We start from the raw sequence: 20137 nt of genomic DNA, 5'->3' as shown, positions 1-20137 counted from the left end.
CAGGACCACACGTGTTGTCACGTTGAAAAGCCCGCGCTCCGCCGCCGTGGCGATTGCCGCGTCAGCATCATCACCCGGTCGAGCCAAGGGCTCAAAACGCATGCCTTCACCGAAGGCACCGTGCGGACGTTTAAACACTGCCTGCTCTGAAAGCCTGCGCGCACGCGCGCCCGGTTGAGGCGCAGCCAGGCGGGGCCTGGCTGGGGCGATTTATCCGGGTCTTGGCGCCCGCAGGGTGGCCGCAGGCCAGGACAGGGCGGGGACCGCCCTGGGCCGCCTAGACAGGCTTGTGTGGGGGCTCAAGTTCACCCGTCCACGCCGTGCCATCGGCACGAAATGCGTGGGCATTATGCTCTACGAGGGGGGCTCCACACCTCGTAATTCCCTGTTTTTTCCGGGACGGGGAAACTGAAGGGGGTATAAAATTTCATTTATTCCAAAACATCCACAAGCTTCTCCTTGGGACAGTCCAGCCGGGGATGTTTTGAGGGGGAAATGGGCGCGCTTGGCGCCCCGTTCAGGGCATTCCCACAGGCGACAGCGAAGCGGGAGAAAGCCCACTAAATCGCAGGCGTGACAGGGCCTCCGCGTGAGCGGATACGGATTTTGGACGTAGGGGTGCTTATTTGGCCTTGTTGGCCATCGATGCAAAGAGCCTGTCCATTGCGCCCTGCACCTTGTTACTCGCCTTTACTGCCGGGCCGCCTCGCGTCTCGGGTTGGGCCGGGGTTGCCGGCTTGCGTGGGCGATCTATGCCGGCCTCACGCGCTTCCTTGGCTTGCCAGCGCTCCCGGGACAATTCCCGGCGTTGTAGCTCCAGCGAGTGCCGTTCCAGCTCGAACAGGCGCTGCTGGCCAATGTCGCGCAACTGCGCGTCACGGCGCTTCTTGGCCGACTTCTGCACGCGCTCATAGACGTAGGCCAGGCCCAGGTCTTTCCAGAACAGCTTGGTGAAGCGCACCAGGACACGGGTGCGTACCAGGTGCAGCCCGTTGTCGTCCCTTTCGTCCAGGCGCACGCGCTCGATGCGGCGGTACACATAGCCAGCATCGTCCAGGGTTTTCAGCAGGCGGCACAGCGCCGGCGCGGAGATCCCTGCGTCTTCGGCAATGCCGCACTGGGTGTTCAGCACATAGCGGCCATTTTGAGGATCGATGTAGCCCAATACGCTGGTGGCCAGGTCCAGGCGCACCAGGAGCTGTTCGGCCACGCGCTCGATGGCCAGGAATTTCTCACGTCGGGTACGGCGGTCGCCGTGGACGCCATCCAGGCGGCGCAGGTAGCGGCCGCGGTAGCTGTCCATGTTGCTCAAGCGCTCGTAGGCGCTGCGGATCAGGGGGTTTTTAAGCTGCTGTTCGGAGAGATGACGCGGGGTTGCACGGCGGGCAGGCAGTTGCCGTGCCGATCTGCGCAAAGCGGAGTGGGGATCAGAGGGGGCGAGCTTGACGGCCTTGAGGTGGCTCATGCTTCACCGCCTGGGGCACTGGGGCCATAGGCTGGGGTGAAGCGCGTCAGGGTCGGGTGTTTCTTGTTGTACCGGCTTAAGCCAAGGGATGGCATAGCCTGAGTGGAAATCTTTTCCATATGTCCGCCGTTCAGCGGTGAGTCGCTAGCTATCACATTTTTGTGGCTTGCACAAAGCCGCAGTGATTGCCATAATCGACTCACGTTCGTTGGTGAACAGGTTTTCCGCCTATCAAAACGGCCTGTTCATGATTTTCCAAAAAGCCCCGCCTGCAAGCGGGGCTTTTTGGTTTCTGCTATTAGGATTTACGCGCTACTGCGATCTCCAGTTGTGGCCTTTGACCAGATTCGACCGCTACTACAAAGCGCTCTATTGCCATGCGAATTTCTTCAGAAGCCGTCTTGCCACGCATCTGTTTCAGAGCGATATCAAAACGGATTTTCAGGTCTTCATCGCATCGGTAGGTGAAGGCTTTGAAGGCTTCAGACATGCTCAAATCCAAAAGTGTCACGGTAATACGCAGAGACTAGCTATCTGCGTAGCCTCTGTCAACGAACAAATAGGCAAGCCCTAGCAGTGGCGCCTATGAAGGCCTTTTAAACCATTCTGCTAACCACCCGCCGCTATGGATCCCATAAAGTACAGGATTCGACTTCTGAAGTCCCGTTGCGCTTCTGCGCACCCCAAGGATGCATGTTGGTGCTCTATAGCTTTTAAGAAGCTTGAGAGATTGTCGGCTTCCCAGGCCTCATCTCTCGAAACCACTACGTGAGACGTGTACCTATCAGCAACCAGGTAGCCTTGGATTTCCAAGGCCCTGAGCGCTTCTCGAACAGGCATCCGGCTCACGTCGAATGCCTCTGCAATCACCTGTTGGGTGATGCGGTATCCAGGCGGTAAGCGGCCATCAATGATGGCCGTACGCAGTGTGGCCACAATGATTTTGTGTTGGTTCTCTGGGGAAGGACCGGGGGAAGGATGGGATGCCAGGCCTCTGAGCATGTCTGAGGATACTTTTAGGCGGCGCTGGGTCGTGTCCATGGGAAGCTCCGAAACGGGTTTACGTGTGGACGGGTTCAGTAACCGAGCCAGCGCAAAACATCTTGTGATTGATACTCGGGATGGTCGCCCAGTGCGGCAACCATTTCCTCCACGCTGCACGCGTGCAAGCGACATTCGCGCTCAGCAGCTTGCCGATTAATAACGGTGTCTTCGTCCATTGCCTCATCGTAGGTCATGGGTCTTCCTTCGAAACTTCAAGGTGATACAGGCTGCATCGGTTTGTATAGCCATCTAGCAGCCGCACGAGCTACCGAGACTCGTCCTCGAAGCGCGGCGGCTGGCTCAAGTCACTGCCGTGCAAAAACGCGTCATCGAAACGGGGCGGTTGTTGATCACCGGTACCTAGCATGACGGGTGCTGCCTGGGGGGTGGGCGCCTTAGTTCTGGCCTGCGCCTTCGGCTCAATGGCAAAATCGGCATGCTGCGCTCTGTAGTCATTCAAGCGCTGGGTGCTGACGGCCAGTGCTTGCGCCGTGGACGCTTGCGCGGTGTAGCCGTGGCCACGCTCAGGTATCCGCCGCAACGTGGTGTGCCACAACAACGTGCTGCGCACAGCTGCACCAGGCCGGCGCCGCCAGATAAGCGCCCATTCCTCGTTCAGCGCGTTCAAGGCCGCTAGTGCTGGATCGATCAGCACCAGGTTCTCCAGGTCGGCGCGGCCAGGCTTCATTGCCAAGTGGTAGAGGATCTGCTGAACCCGATCTGCACGCGGGTAGCTGCGCCGGATCTTCGCCGGCGCGCTGGCCAGCAACGTATCAAGCGCAGGGGGGGCCACCTCGACAAAGCGATTGATCTGGATTGCTTCCTTGGACAGCTTGTCCACGTCATCGATGTACAACGAGCTGCCGCGAATCACTTCACCCTTGAACAGGGTGATGTTTTCGCCTTCCTGCAATTGCTGCACTTCCTCGACGCTGACTTTCTTTTGCTCTTTCAAGCTCAAGGTATCGGCGTCCTCCCAACTGCCACCCAGCATGCCCGCCTGGCGGACCATGTTGTTCATCTCCGGCAGGTACTCGGTACCGGCCATCAACTGCAGGATTTCAAGAGTGTCCTTGGGGTCCATGATTTTTCCGGTGATCCGGGTACCCATGTTCGCAATCAGCGTCCACACCTTGTCACCTGCCGCCGATTTGAGCCGTTGGGCCTCCTGGCTGGCTAGCAGCAAGCAAATGCCCAAGGACCGCACCTGGGTGGCCAACTCGCCCAGCTTTTCGGTGTAGTAGGCCCCCACCTCGTCACAAATCCACATGAACGGGAAACGGTCTTTGTACTTGCGAATGACCAGCGTATCTTCCGGCCTACCCTCCAGCTTTTCGCCCAGGTCCTGGCTCAATGTCATGGCGGCCTGCGACACGTACAGACGGCCGAGCGTCGAGGCCTCGGACGACGAAACTTCCAGCGCTGGAATCAGGACCACCAGAATGCGGTCGTTGTGTATCGAGTCCTTAAGATCAATATCGCCGGCGTCGAGCGCAAACACATGGCCATAGGTGTCGTTGAACAAGGCCAGCATGCGCGTGAATTGCTGTATCAGGTAGCCGTGTTGATTGAGCGCCTCAGGTGCCCATTCTGACGGCGAATCCACCTTGGCCAAGTCAAAGCCTGACAACGTGCCCAAGTAGTTTTTCAGCGGTAAACGGGCTTCCTCGTGCCATTGCTGTTCTATCGACTGGATATAGAGCTTAGCAATGCTGCGCAGGGGCAAGTGCTCCTGGATCGTGCGCTGGGACATGACTGTGCCTTCGCGCCGGCATTTGTACACCAGGGAAAACACCAGGGCCTGGATCATGGCCCGTGCTTTTTCCTGCCAGCCACCATCATTGCCGGCAGGCGGCAACATCGAATCCATCAGGTTGATAATGTACGTTTCCTGCGCGATGCCAAACGCATTGATCGTGTTGGTCTGCCCCCTGTTTTTGGTGTCCTCAAGCAGTTCTTGCGCCCTGGATCGGCCTCCGGTGATGAAGTTCATGACGCGAACGTCATCCTCACGACCGTAGCGCCTGGCCAGGGACACAATCGCGGCGGCCACGTCGTTTTGCGCCTTACCGTCCGAGTAAATCAGTCCCTTTCCGTAGCTGAGCTGGCCCAGCACGTACCCCAACAAGGCCTCGGTTTTACCGGCGCCGGTGGTACCGAACATCAGGATATGACGCGTCATATCGTCCATGGACAGCCATAGCTCGCGGCCTGCATCGCGGCCGCGCAAATACCCCATGTACAGAATGCCGGCTGCCTTGCTCATGGCCGTGCGCATGACGGTGATTGGCAGGAAGCCCAGCAGCTTGCCGGGCACCTGGCGTTTGGTCGAGGGGTCAGGAAGCTCCATGTCTGTTGGCATGCGCATGGGCATCTGCCAGGGCGCAAACAGCATACTGGGTGCCCATACCGACAGCACAGGCAAGGTAACCCACAAGCTGACGGGGTAGACAATGCCCCCTATCACGGACCCGGCCAGGCCAAGAGCAAGGGTGCCAGGTCCACTGAACCAATCCCCTAGCGCCGAGTGATGAACCCGGCGATTCAGGCGTGCGCGATCAACAGCAAAGTCATTTGGCCGCATCTGGTACCCCCGGCCCATCGACGGGCTTTTTCTTGTCCAGGAAGGTTTGGAGCTGGGCCGAGTCCTTCAGCAATGCTTGAGGAACGTAACGGCCATCGTCTGCGATCACCCACGGCGTACCTGGAATGCGGTACGCCTGATAGGCCACCTCGTTTACGCCCAAGGCTTTCTGCGCCATATCGCAGTTGGCAGCCACGTCCTTCGACGCCGTTTCTGTCTGCCCTGCTTGGGGCTCTCGGCCTAGGTTCAGCCCGTCGCGGGTCGGGTCGAACAGCGCGTTCCAGGCGGCCTTACGCTGCTCAGCGGGCAGGCAAAGCACCGGGGTGATATCGGCCACCGATTTTTCCTTGCCGATCACTGAAACCGGGAAGACCACCACGTTGAAGGCGTCAGACAGGGCATTGAGTGCAGGGTCCAGCCGTGTGCAGTTGGGGCAATGCGGATCTGCAAACACGTACAGCGTGCGGGCATGGCCCGTGGAGTAGTTGACGGTAAACAGATTTCGCTCAGCGGCCTTGTGCAGCTTGGCTGGAAGCGTTTCACGGACGTTCTCTGGCAATGCCCAACCGTCCGTGGCCGGCGGGGTCGTAGGCTGCTGTGCTGGTTCAGACGGTTGTTCTGCAGGGGCAAGAACTGGGGTAGGCGTGGGGGCCGCTATGGCCGCTCTTGGAGTGGCACTTTCAACATTGGCGGGCATTGGCACGCCTTGATCCAGGTCAGGCAATAGCGTGCCCTGGATGGCCCAATACACGGCCAGCGTCAGCGCGGCCACGCCCAGGCAGCCCGCTTTTAACCAGGTCTTGCGCTGGCTATGACGCATCTGCGCAGCGGTCAATTGGTTAAGAAGGTCATTCGCCTCTACTGCATTGGCAGTGTGGAGCATGAACGCCGGGCCGGTAGCGCTCTGGCAGGCCACTTGGCCATCGACCAGGTAAAAGGACAGGTGCTGACGAAGATCGAGGCTGCAATACGTGTAGTGGCGCTGCTCCAGGACTCGGCTAACCACCAGGTGATGGCCTTTGATGAACGCTGAAAAAGGGGCAAGCGAATACGCGGAGGTCATGGGAATCCCTTTGAACAAAATTAGGAATGGGCAGCGTGAACACCGCTGGTGGCGAAGCCGCACGGTTGAAAGCATTGTGAAAGCGTTACGCTGCAAAGCAGGCGTGGGTTATGCCGGTGCCGGCGTATCGTCGTCCTGGGCGACTTGGGGGGCATACACCGCGGTCATTACCGGGATATCCGAAACCTTACGAGGCGTGGCCACTTCGACTTCGCGGGCGAAGACCAGGCCCACGCTCTCCAATTCGGTCTGAAGGCCTTCGATTGCCTGGGTCACCATCAACCCCGGACGCGGCAACCCTAGTTTGTGGGCATAAACTTCTGCCCGCGCCTGGGCCTGTACGCCTGCGCCCTCTACAAACACCTTGGCGGTGTCTGCGCTGTGCAGGGCATACCACAAGGTACGATCAACGCCTTTGAGCCATCTGAACCGCGCTGGGGGCAACCGAAGATCGCGCCCGTACAAGCCCACCAACGCGCTGCGCACTGAGCCGTGGCTTTGCAGCCACTCATCGACGCCTGGTGCCTGCGTCACACGCTCGAACGCCTGATCGGCCAGCCGGTAGAGCGGGGCCATGGATCCGTTTTTGCGCTTGCGCAAGCCCGATACCAGGCAAGACCTGTTCAAGTCATCGAGCAGCTGAGTAGCGGCTTTGCGGTCATCCAAAAAGACCTGTAGGCCGAACACCCCCAACAAGGCTTGCTCGTAGGGAGACCAGTCAAGGAACCCGTTATGAGGTTGGCCAATTTGGGCTTCAAACACCCGGCGTGCCGCGTCCCTATCCAGCACCTTGTGCTTCACCAGGTTGTGGTTCATGACGAATGTCTCAGGCTTGAGTGCCCATGCGTTGCTGGCCGACGTGTCATTCATCAAACCATCCGGCCCCGACGCGGCTACGACCGGGATAACCGAGGGTGCGAACTGGCTTACCAAGCCGGGCAAGCTGCGGATGTTCACCAGGCGTTTGCTACGAAACGGCAGTATCGGGTGCCCGGCGAGGGCTAGACCGCTCAGGATCACCAGCGGTAGGAGGAACACCAGCAGAATGCCGCTGGTTGCATTCATCACGTCTAGCCATTCCTGCCAGCCAACCTGCTTGGCGTGGTTGGCCACGTCGGCCAGCAGGTTGATCTTGCTCCCGGCCCACTGATGGATCAGCGGGAAGTCCGCCATTTTCCAAAGCCAGTAGAGCAGCCAGGTACTCCAGTACACGAAAGAATCGAAGAACAACCAGCACAAGATGAAAGTGCCACCCAGCACCAACAGCATCATGCCTTGTTCGCCTTCCATTCCCCCTTGGGGCGGTCGATTTTGCATTTTGGTTACCCACAAAAAGGCACACCGCCCGGGTGGGGCGGTGTGGTGTAGGGAAAGAAAGAAAAAGCGCGTCGGGATGAAGCGGAGAAGGGTCTACAGCGTCATGCCAGGCGTGGGATCTGCACGTTCAGGTCACGTTCCAGTGCTTCAAGGCGGTGGTGCACATGCTGTTTGAATGCCTGGGTATTGGTGTATTGCTTATGCTCCATTGCCCCTAACGTGTCGTACCAACGTTGAGCCCAAGGCGTGCCGATTTCGATTCGTGCCAGGTCCGGAAACTTGGTGTAGAGCCGGAATATTCCTTTGCCCTCTACCTCGCGATTGGTCCAATCGTCCATGGTCATGCCCACAACGTCTACCTGACCCTTGCGAATCCGATGCACGTACAGAATGGTGCCGTTCTTGGTGTCGATCCCCAGGTATTTGCCGTCACCTTCGTGGTAAATCTCATTGGAAGGATCTGGATCGAAGAACTGGGGGGCTTTGATGGCCTTAGTGACGTGCTTGAGTAAACGCCGACGATTAAAAACACCATAAGCAAACATCAAGATTGAGACTACTACCGGAACGGCAAACAACCCTGCAAATACGGAAAATCCTTGTGCATCATTTCCTGAAGACCCAAAAGCTGCAATCAGGAACAGGATGGCAAATATCAGCAAAAAAGGAAATGCAAATAAGTAAAGTATCTTAAATATTTGCGCCCACCCTTCTTTAGCTGTTTTCAGACGTTGAACCATAAACTTTCTCCTTACTGAATCCCGTCGCCTGACTCGCCATTAGCTGGCTTTGATCTTGGCTGTGAACGTACACCAGGTACACGTTGCGCTCCAGTGCCAGCTGCTCCGAACATTCCTTTAACGTTGTCTACCATACCTCCCATTAGGTTAGCACCTTCACGGCCTCCCAGGAACGAAATCACATAATCTGCTAGTGACGCCTGTAGACCAAATAGTCGTGTGACACCAAAAGTCGCCATACGAGCGTAGATCATCAACCACCCTATCATTTTGAAGAGGCCTACGATGGAATCCGCATTAGCATTGCCTAGAGCAGAGGCAAAGAGAAGATTCAGAATCGTACCACCGGCTACTACCGTCACTGACGCAAAGAAGAACCCCAACACCATTAACGATGGACGTAGCATCATATCTATTAGGAAAATGTAGCCATACGCACTACGGCTTCCTTTGTCTTCTTCCGCACCTAAGTGCGTTGCGGCCCACATTGGACCAGCAGCACACCCAACAAGCACGCTTACCAACCAGTTGAAAACGCCTATCATCCAGAACAGAAAGGGGACTGCGGGCAGGAATATTGCCAGTGAAAATCCAATGGCCAATAGCGCGAACATAAAGAAGTAGAACATTGGTGACAAAGCACCCATCACGTCCTTGAAAACCGCGCCAACATCAACTGCAAATATTTTTGCTCCCCAGCCCAATGGAGAGTTGCTAGCAGACGATGCAGCCGCCCACGTACCGGCATAGCCAGCCATGAGCGTTTCGGTAACTCCTAGCGTATAGTCTCCAATTTCCTGCATTTTTATCAACGGATTTACTTGATTTGAAAAATCCGCGTCAGTGCCAATTCGCATAGTTGCAAGGTAGTTAGTAAGGCCTTGCATTGGAGATTTGAAGACGCTTACAAATACTGAGTTTGGATCTGCTGCGGTGGCGGCTGCGCCATCAGTTTTAGCAGTTTGCGTGCCCAGGGGCGGAGTATACGTGCTGTTCTGCACCTGAGACTGGTAGGCCGTAAAGATCTGGTTATAGAGATCACTGGTGCCATGCTCGCCCAGGTTGCTCATGCCGGTGACCACCGGCGCTGAGCTGGCCACGTCATTCGTCTTGCTATTGGCCGTGGCGAAGGTGTGATACCAACTGCCCAAGGCCGCCCAACCGCTGCTCTTAATCTGATTTGCGAGCTGACTTTGTAGCGTGTCCTTAAAGTCGATGTTGTTAATCGCCAGGTTTACCGTGTTTTCATACGCCGCCGCTGCGTTCTGAATCTGCGTCTCCACGTCCTGGAAGCTGCCTGTGTCCTGGTCGCGCTTGCTCAGGTAGGTGCTGACAAATGCCTGCGCAGCTTGGTCCAACGTAGACTGCATCGTTTCTAGCGCTTTATGTTGCGCTGAGATAACTCCGCTTGTATCCACGTCGCTGTCGAACATGAGGTTCCAGGTGCCGGTACGACCTGTGTTGGGGGTCTTGACCGAACCACACACCGCGCTGCCGTTACCCGTTTCGTATTGGCCATCACCGCCCTTGGTTGTCATCAGGGGGGTATTGGCCTCCCCATCTTCATACAGTGCGGTCAAGTCGCTGTTGATCGCGTACTTGCACAGGTTCATTTCGAAGATACCCCGAGCAGCGCTGCGCGTGACTGGTGCCGTGGGCTGCGTCACCATCGAATAGCCGTCGCCCATCATGTCCACGGCTTTGTCCGTCAGCAGGTTTGCGCTGCCGATTCCCATTACCGAGGTGGCCCATAACATCGTGAGCTGGGCCAATGACCAGCCTGACTGAGTGGGCACAATCGTGATAAAGCCTGCAAAGGTCATGATCGGGTACAAGGCTGAACGACCGCCGTTGAACACCTGTCCCTGATGCCCAGCCTTTACGATGGTTTTCACCGTGATGGTCAGGAACCAGAAGATGGCCAGCACGCCCAAAAAACCATTGATGATTGCGAACAGCGACCCAATCAACGTGGGCTCTGAAGATGCGAAGGGATCGACGACGACCTGTCCGAAGATCATCACCAGCGCCTGGCGTGAAAGGTCGTTGGTTTTTTGGGCCGCAGCGCTGATAGTCTGATAGTCCACACTGTCGGCCAGTGCCGGCAGGGAGACGAACAGCAACAGTCCCACCCACCAGAGTCTATTGGTAAGTTTCATAGAGTTTTACCGTGTGATATTCCGGACCAGTGAGGGGCCGTACTGATGAAACAGAAGAAAAGCCGCACGCCAAAACGCAAGCCGACCCAAAGCAAGAAGGTTGTAGTCCCCCTTATCTATGGTTGTGAATCACGTCCTCGCCCTGAGAGTCAGGACTTGTCGTACCCACTCGTTCTGAGCCAGGAAGTCCCTGAACGTGCCCCCTTCGCTCTCGCTGACGCGCCTGGTGTGCAGTTGCCATAGGCGGTAGGTGGCAATCAAGGCTTTGACGAACCCTACCCCGCTCAAGCTGGCCAGCAGGAGGGTTGCCATCACCGCACGCAACAGGGTGCTGCCGGGAAGCCCTTGGGCAATCAAGACCATGGCCAGCAGCATAATTGCCAGGCCGCCCGCGCTCATCATCAGGAACCACCAGCCGACCTGGATACGCCTGAAATTGGTGTGCAGCTGCTCCGGTGTCTTGCCGGAAAGCGCTACGGCACGGCTCCAGTCCAACGACTCAGCCGGCGTTTTCTCCTGGTGGAGTAGAGCCCACGCCTGCTGAAGCCGGCCTGCACTGGGCTTAACCCCTCGGCGGTAAAGCACTGCCAGGTCCGAAAATGGGTTGAGAATGGACAGGCCGACGCTCCCTGCCTGCCGCAATGGCGTACGGGGCTTTTGGTCCTCCTGCGTTTGCTCAGTTTTCATTGGCAGTTACCCCCGAACTCATTTTCGCCCCAAGCTCTTGAAGCTCAGGAACGTATTTGGCGTAGGCCGCGAGGGCCAGTTGCTGGCCAGCGATGATGTTGGCCTGACGTTGGTCGTTTTTAAGGCCCAGCTGCAACCAGTTGCCCAGACTTTGCACGCGGATCAACTCCCGCGTCAGGTTTTCCCCGGTCATGGCCTGCAGGTCGGTTTCATAGGCGGTGTTGGCATAGCGCCGGCCCACCTCGAACGCCTCAAACTCGCGCTCACTCATTACCCCGGTGCTTTGCGCCTGCTGGCTGCCTGTCGAGGCGAAGTATTCGGCGGCCGATGAACTCTGTAGCGCTTCCTTCAAGGCCTCCTGCGTGGCCGGGTTGGGCTGGCTGGCCGCGATCATGTCCAACTGGGGTTGTGTCGCAGCGCTTTGAATCGCCTTGTACTGGGTCATCAGGCCCTGGTACTCACGTCCGCTGGCCGATTGGATATCGCCCTTGCCGGGTGCCCTGCCGGCGTCGTGCCGGGCCGAATTCTTCATGTACGCCATGCCAGCATCCACCTGGTCCTGGTTAAAGGTCAGGTCAGGCGTTTTGCCCACGGCGCCGGCGCCGTCAGTGAGTGAACGCATTTCGGTGTCGCCGCCTGGCAACGCTGATACCTGCGGGCACAGGTCGGTGCCGCCATATTGGGCAGACTCGCTCGCGGTGCAGTAGCCTGCATGCATCGCCGCACTGCGGTAGCCGCCCTGGCGCGACCCCACCGGCTCGGACGCGATAGTCCTCTGAACCACCGTACTTTTGACGCCTGAACCACGCGCCAGCACCGCTGCCTGCGCCCGGCTGACCTTCCCAACGGTGGCAGCCACGCCCGATGCCGACTCGCTGCAGATGCTGTCCGCGACCGTGTATTGCGCTCGAGCGCGCTCCAGTCGATCCGTCTGACGCCCGAAAATATCTGTTTCGCGCTGGGCCCGCGCTGCCTCGGAGATAACAGCCACCTGCTTGTCACTGGCCTGCACAATGGCCGTGCCGATCTGCATATCGGTGGTGAGGATTTCCGCCAGAGTGGCTTGAATGCCAGCCAGGGCCGGCGTCACTTGCGTGGTGATAGGCACACTGGCTGTAACCGCCACGGGTACAACAGAGGCAAAGGCCTGGTGAGCCTGCAATAGACTCACGGCCAGCACCGTTAAGGCATAACGTCGTTTCACAGGCTGTTCCTCAAATGTTGTAGCCGCGCCGAGCAATCAACTCGTTGGCCAAGGTCTGAATGACGTTGCTGTCGTCCGCGTCCCCGGCCTGCTTACGGCGCAGTTCTATGACCTTTGCTGCCGACCCCTGGGGGAAGGCTTCGGCCAGAATGGAGCGGGCCGTAGCGCCGCCTACCGATTCGTAAAGCAGACGACGCAGGGCACTGTCACCGGGTGATGAGTTCAAGGCCCACAACTCCAGCGGCCCCATGGCGTTTTTCAATATGCGCGCCAGGGTGCTACCGCCCTTGATTCTGAACACACCGACAAAGGGCACACCGCTGCCATCCTGGGCAGGACCGGAACCTAACCGCTGGAACCGCTTCAAGGTCACCTTGGGCACCTTGAAGGACTCGATCAGGTTTTTTTCGTCCCTGGGATCGACCTCCATCATGAACAGCGAGTTAGCCGAATTCAGAATGGCGGCGGGGAAGTCGCTCACGTACTGCGAACTCAACACGGTGCGCACCCCAAACTTGCGCTGCTCACGGTCCTGGGTTTCCAGCATGGGGAAGATAAAGGGCACGTTGCGGGCGTTGTGCAGCTCGTCATAAATCTTGCTTTTGACCTCCTGGTCCAGCTGTTCCAGGCGCTCCAGGTGCATGGGGCGGTACTGCTCCGCCACCGTGTTCAGCAACTCGTCCTTGTATTGAGGCAGTACAAAGTCACCACCCCCAACCTGGCCTGCGAACAGGTACATAAGCCCGGTCTGTAAGTGGCCGGCGTTGGTGTTGTCGCCCATGACGTTGTTGAGGTCGATGGCGATCACCCGTGTGTTAGGGCTGATCAAAAACCGCGTACGCCCAGCAAACATCAGGTAGTCGCCACAGGCACTGGTCATGCAGCGGTTCAGGTACTCCAGCAGCAATTCATCGCTGCCATCGCGCCGTACACGACCAAAGGCTGCCTGGATTTCATCGCCATTCAACACCTTGGTCATGTCGTTGAGTTCAGGCATGGCCTCGAATTGGGCCAGCTGTGCCTCCTGGACGCACCCTGTTTCAAACAGCATGTCGCGTACTTCATACCAGGTCGCCGTTTCCCACCACGGCTCAGGGTGGCGGTTGATCACCCCGCTTCTATCCAGGGCAGCATCAACCTTGGGGACAACACCGCGTGTCCAGGCCCTGGGGCTGCCTTCAGCATTGACTCTGTAGGCAATGTTGACGGCGCGTTTCAGGATCTGCCGGGTATCGCGTTCATTGGGCGGCTCACCCGTTGAAGGGTTGATACACAGCGCCGTGAGCATGCTGATAATCCAGTTAAGCTCCGGCGCAATGGGGTATTTGGCCCCCAGCTGGATATCGAACAGGTTGCGGCAATGCTCGACGCTGTTCTGTAGCACGATGCCCAACACTTCGTCCCGACGCTCAGGCGGTAGGCTGTCGCGCAGCAAAGCCACCTGGCCCTGCATGGAGAACCCCTTGTCCACGCCTGCCATAAAGGGCAATCGTTGCTGCGCGCTGGACACCATGATGTTGCCCAGTTTGTTCAGCAGCACCGACTTACCCAGGCCCGGCGAGCCCGTCACGATACTGGTCAACTTGTTCTGCTTGCTCGTGGCCAGCCCTACGGGATAGAGCTTGCCGTCCAGCGTGGGAAACAGCGCGTTGCCGTCTTCGGCCCAGGCCGAGGCCGGACGGGTCAGCGGCAACAGGTTGAACGCCTGGGAAAGCGGCGGGTACAGCAGGTTTGGCCCGCTGCCCTTGCTGGACGCGACCAGCGTTGAAGCCCAGGCGCGCACAGGGTTGCCAAAGGTCTGCGTCACTTCACACACGCCCCAGGCCTGAAAGGCTTGCGTCAGCAAGGTGAGGTTGCGCGTAACCGTGGCTTTGGAGTCTCCCCAGGTCGAAGCCATGATCGTCATGACGCACACCGGTTCTTCCTGCTCGATCTGCGTCAGGGTTTCGATGGAGCGCCATATGGGCCGAAGTCCTGGCAAAAATGCCATAAAGTCCAGGGTAGCCTTCTTGGCCCCAAGGGACTTCATGCCTCCCGGCATAATGTCCATGCGCACGCGCCACGGCACGCCACGGGGTACCAACGCCTTGAGCTTGGCAAACGTCTGCGGCGTCTGCGGCCCCAGCACAACCGACAAGCTGCCGTGCCACATCCCATTGACGCACAACTTGTTGCCCTCGGGCTCCATGCTTTGGTTCATCAATTGAAACTTAAGCTGCGGGGCCAGAAACGGGGTGTGATCGTCTCCCTGACGCACACCGTGGGGGGTAATGGGGTCATCCGGCAACAGGGGGTGCCACGTCTCATGGGTGCCTGCCCGGTCCACTTGGGAGCGCAGCGCATGGCCTACGGCGTGGGCATCAAGCAGTTCCAGCATCACGCCTTGACCGTCATCCCCAAAAGCGCCTTCTACCGCGCTCATGAAGGCGTCATGGCGAATCTTCTGGCCTGCCATTTCGGCCAGCACCGGGTTTTGCCCGAACCGGGCCACCGGGCTTTGGCTGACCAGCTCCTTTAGACGCCGGTTTTCATCGGCCAATTCATGGGCCGAGATTGCCTTACGCCCGGTGTAGCACACCAGGTAGCAGCGCTCCCGCGATACCCAGGGAGACAGCTTCTCCACGTTCTCATCCAGGATGGGCGTCAGGTCGATGCCGGTACGCTTCACGGATGCGTATTGCGGAGCCAGCAGGAGTTCGACTTCTTCGCGGCCTCGATCCGGGTCATCGTCGAACACCAGGCTGATTTTGTGGCCATGTCGGCGGTAGCTGGCGGTGAGCGCGTGGGTCATGCGCTCCAGGCGGCCACTCCAGGAATAGTTTGCTTCAAGCGGCGCGCCTTCGTCGGTGTCGCAAAAGCTGCCGGCGACCGCGTACACCGAACAGTAATCGCCATCGTCGTTGACCAGCACATACGGGGCTTTCAAGCTCGGATGGCGTACCCGGTCGTCGTCAGTCAGGCGCAGCACCGTGTTCAGATCGCAATAGTCAGGCAAGTCCTGGGACACGGCGAACCGGGAGGTTTCAGTGATCAGGTTTTCAACCCAACGGGTGAGGCTCGGCATAAAAATCACTCCGGGTGTAGGTGTCCCAGCTACGGGAAGTCAGTACGGCGGCGGCGGTTTTGCCGCTGGGCAGCAACAGCGTCAGGTCTTCAAACCTGTCCGCTGGCAAGATCAAGGCACAGCCCGTCAGCCGGGCTTGAAGGGTTGAACGTTTTTGAGGGGACAACCGTTGCATAGCCAGGGCGAATTCGCCGGCGCGGGCGGTGCCCCAGGCTTGCTCGACTTCGCGGCTATGGCGGGCAAGCCAAAGCATCACCCGTTGCCCTTCACGACGCTGGGTCCGTGTGCCGCCCAACACCGCGATGAGGGCGCGCCGTTGTAGGTGATGCACGTCGGTCATGGCCAGGCCGGGCAAAAAGGCCAGCAGGCCATGTGCCGCTGTGGGGCTGTCCAGGTGTCCTGCGAGGTAACACAGGGTGCAAACGGCATGCTCTGCGGTAAAGCCTGACCGGGCGCCCTGCCAGAGCTTGGCGGTCCAAATCCCACAGCAGGCGCATTTTTCACCCCTGACGGCTTCGGGGATTGGTGTTTCAGGGTGGCCGCTAACGTCCAGCGTTAAGGGGGCCTGCGATAAATCAACGTCCATAGCTTCGCCTTCTGGTGCATGTCAGAAATTCGATAAAGGGTGGGTTTGGGTAGGTCTTGCGGGGAAACCCTGCGATGACCGCGGCCATCGCAGGAAGGGGTTTTTAGCCTACGTCTACCGGGGTAAGACCAGCCTGCGCCTGGGTGCGCTTGATGAGTTCGGGAACGACGATCAGGCACGCGCCAACAAAGATGGAAATCGCAATGTGCCAGACCTTGACCTGCGGGTTATCTTTCTTGGTTTTTGCCGCGACAAAACCGCCAACGACAGCAATCACGCCCAGGAACTGGGCCACCGTCAGCCAGTTTTTCTGTGTCGCGCTCGCGCCCTCGGCTATCGAGTCGCCCATTGCAGCAAGGTCGTCTCCAGCGGCAAACGCCAGGACCGGGTTAGCAGCCGCCGCCAACATCAGCCCTTTCATCACACGCCGACGCAGACCGTCTTTGAATACAGACAGGCGAACAGCCGCGCACAGCAATACGTCTTTGGACATAGCCAACTCCTAGGTTTTATCAGTGAGGTGTAACAAGTGAAGGTGCGCCTAAGCGCGTTGAATTCCCTGCCCGCTTAGTGCGCGCTGAGAGAGTTCTGCAGGGCAGTCAGCAGGTACGGACTGCACACACATAAAACGCCTAATACAAACTTGAGGGTGCCGCTTGAAACGTCCTGGCTAGCTGTCAGGCCGGTGTGGCCATCTTTGAGCGAGCGCTTCCAGGCCATCATGCCTTGCAGTGCGAAAAAGACGCCCAGCATCCGTACCAGGCTCAGCACAGCGTTGGCAGCATCTGCCCCCACGCCGAACACACCCACGTCCACATAGCTGATGGCGTCAAAGCTCGCCCCCTGCCAGCCAAGCTGACGTGAAGCGGCTGCAATCATCTGGTCAAGGCCTGCCAGCCCGCCGCAAATCAACAGGACAGCGACCACCTTAAGGCTGCCTTCCGGCTGCCCAGGCGCTCGGCGTGCAGCACTGGCATGTGCGATCAGGTAGCCCACGGCGCCTGTTACAGCGAAGAAGCTGCCCAGTGTGAAGGCCAGGTTTACGAAAGATCCCAAAACGCTGTGGGACAGGTTGACCAGCATTTGAATCGCGTCGGTACCGCCCATGGCCTACCTCACTTGAGCGTACCCGCGCTGGTCTGCACCTGGCGGGCTGAGGCATCGATTCTGGTGATCATCACTGGCCCTAAGGGATCGCCTTCTTTAACCGCCCAGGTCTGGTTCTGCCAGTACACCCAAGCCATGCCGTTTTGCACGGCTTGTACGTGCATGCCAGTCAGCGGCGAGCGCTTTTTGGCGGCCGGCTGAGCGATAGGTTGCGCGGTGGCCAGCGCACCAGGTCGCCCTTCCAGGAAGGAAATGCGAGCCGAGAACAGGCTATTTTGGGCCTGAGCCTCGGCCAGTTGCTGCTGCAACGTCTGCACCGCCGCGCCCTGCGCCTTGACCGTTTCGGACAACCGCTCAATGGCTTTACGGTTGACCTCGGCATAGGTACGTACCCCGCCGATCATGGAAGCGGCTTCGTTCTTGAACTGGGTTAGATCCGCTGCCCCAGGCCTGGGCGTCACAGGCGCCGGGTTTGTTCCTGGTGCCGCCAGTGGCTGTTGCTCGATGTCCTCATTGAACGCCAGCCGATTCACCTGGGAGGTTTGCTGCGGGGCAAACAAGTACCACGCCGCCAGCCCCAGGATCAGCACCGCACCAACCAGCCAAGGCAGTGACAGCCCCAGCACCAATGGGCGCTGCCAGATACTGGGGGTTACCGTCCGTTTAGGGGGCCTTGGGGGCGCGCTTATCTTCGATTCCGCTGTGGGATTGAACTCACTCATGGTTGGCTCTCCTGCAACTTACGCTGCGCCTCGATGCGCGATTGCGCCTGCGCACGCCATTGATTCGGGGTAACCGGCTGCACGGGGGCCTGGGGTTGTTCAGTGTCAGACCTGAGCGCCTGAGCCGGCGCAGCGGACTGCACGGAATCCCCGGTGCGTTTTGGTGCGACGGCATCGCCTGCGTACACGCCCCGCATGAACTGGATGGACACGACCTGGCCTGCTGTGACGGTGACCTGTGTAGCCGGCGTACGCGCCGCATCCTGTGTTAGCACCTGTGCCGCTTGCTCTGCGGCCCCACCGGCGATGGAGCCGGCGACGGCTGCACCATCGGGCATGCCAGGGCGCACGGTTTGCGTGGAGAAGCCATTGGTCAGCACCTCGGTATTGGCCTGGGAGTACATTTCGCCAATGTTGCCGATGCCGGCCAGGATCGCAGGCAGCACGATGCGCTCCATGTAGCGGTGGTTCACGTCGGTGGCGACGTTGGCCATCAAGGTTTGCTCGTGCAGGGCATAGGCGTCGATTTTGTAGTTGATGCCCTTGAACGCCATTTCAGTGAAGTGAATCACTACGCCTTCACCTGCCAACCTGGCGCCTTCAGGCGCTTTCAGTACCGCACCGGCATAGGCACCTGACAGCTTGCCCAGCACCGGCGTGGTGTTGTTGTCAGAATCAACGCCCATGGAGATTTCGCCAGCCCCGCGCCAGTACGGCGGCACGATTTCGACTGCCGAGTAACTGTCACCGCCACTCGACGCGCTCTGCTGCTTGGCTCCACCGGGCAGCGTTTCGCTCCAATGGTCGTAACCGCCAACCGAACCCGCCGCCGAGCCGCCCGCGCTGCCCAGGCCACCAGCATCGCCCATGACCTTGCCAAGCGTGAGGCCCGTGCTGGTCTTGGCCTCGGCTGTCTGAGGATTGATCCGCCCCATCAATGCCTTTAACGCGTCCTGTCGCGGGTCTTTCTTTTGATTTCCCTCGGAGGCTGTCGCCTGTCGGGTGTGACTGGGCCGAGGGGTAGGCGGTGTCTGCTGGACCGGCTGGAAGGCTGGTTCAGGCTGCATGACGGTGTTCTGTTCCATCGGGATACTGGCGATAAAGCTGCCGTTCTCCTGCTTCGCAGCGTGCGCGCCCTGCTCGTTGGAAAGCCTCAACAGGTCGCGGTATTCCTGGCTTTCAGACGCCTCGTTTTGCGCAGCGCCTGAGACACGATAGAGGTTCACCTTCGAAGGCGCCGGAGGCGGCGTGGCCATCCAGTTCCAGAGGATGTAACCGCCTCCTATCAGCACGACCAGCACCCCGCCAACCAGCAAGGCGGTCATCTTCAGGTCACGCTTGGCATCGTTTTCGTTCGCCATGATGGTTACTCCAGGGCAACGTTAAGGGCGGCTGTTTGGCCCATTACCGAGAACGACACGTAAGGCGTCACAGGTAATTTCCATAAGTGCGTGCCATCTGCCGACGATAAGGTGGCCTCAAATTCGTCACGTATTTCAGCCCGCGTGCGGATATAGAGGTCATCGCCTAGCTGCCACACGGTGGTGTCCGGTACGTTGCCCGTGGTCTTGAGTTGCTTGGCTTCCTGGGGCGGAACGCCGTCCAGAAAGCCTTGCAGCACGCGGTCATGCAAACCGATACGCACCTCGGGCGCCGCGCCCGGCTGAGCCGCTGGCCCGCGCCTGGGTATGCGCATGTCCAGGCGGCTGTCCACGGTCCAGGTGTTGGCCTGGCTGTCCGTCTCACCGCTGGTAACGTTGAGTACGATCGGCACGGCGAGCCCTTCCAGGTAGACGGTGACGTTGCCATTGGCAAAGGGCTTGGTGGCATACAGCGTCATGAGCGGGCTATTGGGGATGTAATAGGCCGTGATATCAGGGTTGCCGCTGACCGGCGCCGCACCGATTTTCCAAGGTGCCCCGGTGCTGTCGATAAAGGTCAACGAGCTGGGGTAGTTCACCGCCGTGCGTACCAGGGGCAGGCTGGCACCGGGCGCCAGGTTGATCGTCTGCGCGCTGATCCTCGGCACGATGGTGACTGGGGGGGCCACCACGGCCTTTTCGATATCCTGAGCCTGTCCCTTTAGTAGTCGAATCTCCCTAGGCGTCAGGGGGGAAATACTGTCCTGGGCTTGCTGGAACAATTCTGAAGACGGCGGTGGGAGTGGATCATTGCCCGATGGCGCGGCTTGGGCCGATCTTGCCGTGCCTGCGCCAGTGCTTGGCATCTGTGCACCCGATGCGCTCGCCTGCTGGGTTGAAGGATTCATGTCTACACCTTTGGACCAACCCGAAGGGGCATTGGGATTAGCTGCCGGCGCTGCCGAAGCCGGTGCAGGTGCAGGTGCAGTAGACGGTGCCGGTGCTGTTTGCGGGCTGGCGGTTTCATCCGCCCA

At 59.1% G+C, this 20137-nt stretch carries 18 protein-coding genes; all 18 read right to left on the bottom strand.

The features are described from left to right. Positions 1 to 622 precede the first annotated feature (622 nt). Positions 623 to 1393, bottom strand: coding sequence for a hypothetical protein (locus tag AC4LE2_RS21610; RefSeq protein ID WP_491828347.1), 771 nt, complete (start codon positions 1391 to 1393; stop codon positions 623 to 625). A gap of 370 nt (positions 1394 to 1763) precedes the next feature. Then, a complete protein-coding gene (locus AC4LE2_RS21605; protein ID WP_491828299.1) occupies positions 1764 to 1955 on the bottom strand; it encodes a hypothetical protein in 192 nt (63 codons plus the stop codon). A gap of 119 nt (positions 1956 to 2074) precedes the next feature. Beyond that, the gene (locus AC4LE2_RS21600; protein WP_491828298.1) at positions 2075 to 2506 is read right to left on the bottom strand and encodes a GntR family transcriptional regulator; all 432 of its coding nucleotides are present in this window, start codon (positions 2504 to 2506) and stop codon (positions 2075 to 2077) included. A 35-nt stretch (positions 2507 to 2541) separates the two neighbouring features. Continuing rightward, a complete protein-coding gene (locus AC4LE2_RS21595) occupies positions 2542 to 2703 on the bottom strand; it encodes a hypothetical protein (RefSeq protein ID WP_426154095.1) in 162 nt (53 codons plus the stop codon). 71 nt (positions 2704 to 2774) lie between these two features. Further along, the gene (gene trbC, locus AC4LE2_RS21590) at positions 2775 to 5093 is read right to left on the bottom strand and encodes an F-type conjugative transfer protein TrbC (RefSeq protein WP_491828297.1); all 2319 of its coding nucleotides are present in this window, start codon (positions 5091 to 5093) and stop codon (positions 2775 to 2777) included. Continuing rightward, positions 5080 to 6156: a DsbC family protein gene (locus AC4LE2_RS21585; RefSeq protein ID WP_491828296.1), complete on the bottom strand. Its 1077-nt coding sequence runs from the start codon at positions 6154 to 6156 to the stop codon at positions 5080 to 5082. Before AC4LE2_RS21585 ends, trbC begins: the two co-directional genes overlap by 14 nt. A 108-nt stretch (positions 6157 to 6264) precedes the next feature. Continuing rightward, positions 6265 to 7473 (bottom strand): secretion/conjugation apparatus DotM-related subunit, encoded by a 1209-nt coding sequence (locus AC4LE2_RS21580; protein WP_491828295.1) that lies wholly within the window; start codon positions 7471 to 7473, stop codon positions 6265 to 6267. A 101-nt stretch (positions 7474 to 7574) separates the two neighbouring features. After that, entirely contained in the window at positions 7575 to 8213 is a 639-nt protein-coding gene (excA, locus tag AC4LE2_RS21575) for a plasmid IncI1-type surface exclusion protein ExcA (protein ID WP_491828294.1), read from the bottom strand. 11 nt (positions 8214 to 8224) lie between these two features. Further along, positions 8225 to 10372 carry a DotA/TraY family protein gene (locus tag AC4LE2_RS21570; RefSeq protein WP_491828293.1) on the bottom strand — a complete coding sequence of 716 codons (2148 nt, stop codon included), beginning with the start codon at positions 10370 to 10372 and terminating at the stop codon, positions 8225 to 8227. A 129-nt stretch (positions 10373 to 10501) separates the two neighbouring features. After that, complete coding sequence (gene traX, locus AC4LE2_RS21565; protein ID WP_491828292.1) at positions 10502 to 11059, bottom strand: conjugal transfer protein TraX; 558 nt, start codon at positions 11057 to 11059, stop codon at positions 10502 to 10504. Beyond that, a complete protein-coding gene (gene traW / locus AC4LE2_RS21560; protein ID WP_491828291.1) occupies positions 11049 to 12263 on the bottom strand; it encodes a conjugal transfer protein TraW in 1215 nt (404 codons plus the stop codon). Before traW ends, traX begins: the two co-directional genes overlap by 11 nt. 10 nt (positions 12264 to 12273) lie before the next feature. Then, complete coding sequence (locus AC4LE2_RS21555; protein ID WP_491828290.1) at positions 12274 to 15327, bottom strand: ATP-binding protein; 3054 nt, start codon at positions 15325 to 15327, stop codon at positions 12274 to 12276. Further along, positions 15302 to 15913 carry a conjugal transfer protein TraT gene (locus AC4LE2_RS21550; protein WP_491828289.1) on the bottom strand — a complete coding sequence of 204 codons (612 nt, stop codon included), beginning with the start codon at positions 15911 to 15913 and terminating at the stop codon, positions 15302 to 15304. The genes AC4LE2_RS21555 and AC4LE2_RS21550 overlap by 26 nt, the downstream gene beginning before the upstream one ends. Positions 15914 to 16016: 103 nt before the next feature. Then, complete coding sequence (locus AC4LE2_RS21545) at positions 16017 to 16406, bottom strand: DUF6750 family protein (protein ID WP_426154115.1); 390 nt, start codon at positions 16404 to 16406, stop codon at positions 16017 to 16019. Between the two features lie 74 nt (positions 16407 to 16480). Then, entirely contained in the window at positions 16481 to 17020 is a 540-nt protein-coding gene (traQ, locus tag AC4LE2_RS21540; protein WP_491828288.1) for a conjugal transfer protein TraQ, read from the bottom strand. An 8-nt stretch (positions 17021 to 17028) separates the two neighbouring features. After that, entirely contained in the window at positions 17029 to 17742 is a 714-nt protein-coding gene (gene traP / locus AC4LE2_RS21535; protein WP_491828287.1) for a conjugal transfer protein TraP, read from the bottom strand. Then, on the bottom strand, positions 17739 to 19103 hold the full coding sequence (traO, locus tag AC4LE2_RS21530) for a conjugal transfer protein TraO (protein WP_491828286.1): 1365 nt from the start codon (positions 19101 to 19103) through the stop codon (positions 17739 to 17741). The genes traP and traO overlap by 4 nt, the downstream gene beginning before the upstream one ends. 5 nt (positions 19104 to 19108) lie before the next feature. Further along, positions 19109 to 20137 (bottom strand): DotH/IcmK family type IV secretion protein (locus AC4LE2_RS21525; RefSeq protein ID WP_491828285.1); only part of this gene is annotated, 1029 nt, incomplete at its 5' end.

The sequence above is a fragment of the Pseudomonas sp. 9.3L genome, assembly GCF_058536285.1.
Note: the sequence above shows the minus strand (reverse complement) of the source record. Positions and strands in the feature narration are given on the sequence as shown.

Coding starts and splice junctions, on each gene's coding strand:
- AC4LE2_RS21605 (WP_491828299.1), bottom strand. CDS start 1,955: ATGTCTGAAGCCTTCAAAGCCTTCACCTACCGATGCGATGAAGACCTG.
- AC4LE2_RS21600 (WP_491828298.1), bottom strand. CDS start 2,506: ATGGACACGACCCAGCGCCGCCTAAAAGTATCCTCAGACATGCTCAGA.
- AC4LE2_RS21595 (WP_426154095.1), bottom strand. CDS start 2,703: ATGACCTACGATGAGGCAATGGACGAAGACACCGTTATTAATCGGCAA.
- trbC (WP_491828297.1), bottom strand. CDS start 5,093: ATGCGGCCAAATGACTTTGCTGTTGATCGCGCACGCCTGAATCGCCGG.
- AC4LE2_RS21585 (WP_491828296.1), bottom strand. CDS start 6,156: ATGACCTCCGCGTATTCGCTTGCCCCTTTTTCAGCGTTCATCAAAGGC.
- AC4LE2_RS21580 (WP_491828295.1), bottom strand. CDS start 7,473: ATGCAAAATCGACCGCCCCAAGGGGGAATGGAAGGCGAACAAGGCATG.
- excA (WP_491828294.1), bottom strand. CDS start 8,213: ATGGTTCAACGTCTGAAAACAGCTAAAGAAGGGTGGGCGCAAATATTT.
- AC4LE2_RS21570 (WP_491828293.1), bottom strand. CDS start 10,372: ATGAAACTTACCAATAGACTCTGGTGGGTGGGACTGTTGCTGTTCGTC.
- traX (WP_491828292.1), bottom strand. CDS start 11,059: ATGAAAACTGAGCAAACGCAGGAGGACCAAAAGCCCCGTACGCCATTG.
- AC4LE2_RS21555 (WP_491828290.1), bottom strand. CDS start 15,327: ATGCCGAGCCTCACCCGTTGGGTTGAAAACCTGATCACTGAAACCTCC.
- AC4LE2_RS21550 (WP_491828289.1), bottom strand. CDS start 15,913: ATGGACGTTGATTTATCGCAGGCCCCCTTAACGCTGGACGTTAGCGGC.
- AC4LE2_RS21545 (WP_426154115.1), bottom strand. CDS start 16,406: ATGTCCAAAGACGTATTGCTGTGCGCGGCTGTTCGCCTGTCTGTATTC.
- traQ (WP_491828288.1), bottom strand. CDS start 17,020: ATGGGCGGTACCGACGCGATTCAAATGCTGGTCAACCTGTCCCACAGC.
- traP (WP_491828287.1), bottom strand. CDS start 17,742: ATGAGTGAGTTCAATCCCACAGCGGAATCGAAGATAAGCGCGCCCCCA.
- traO (WP_491828286.1), bottom strand. CDS start 19,103: ATGGCGAACGAAAACGATGCCAAGCGTGACCTGAAGATGACCGCCTTG.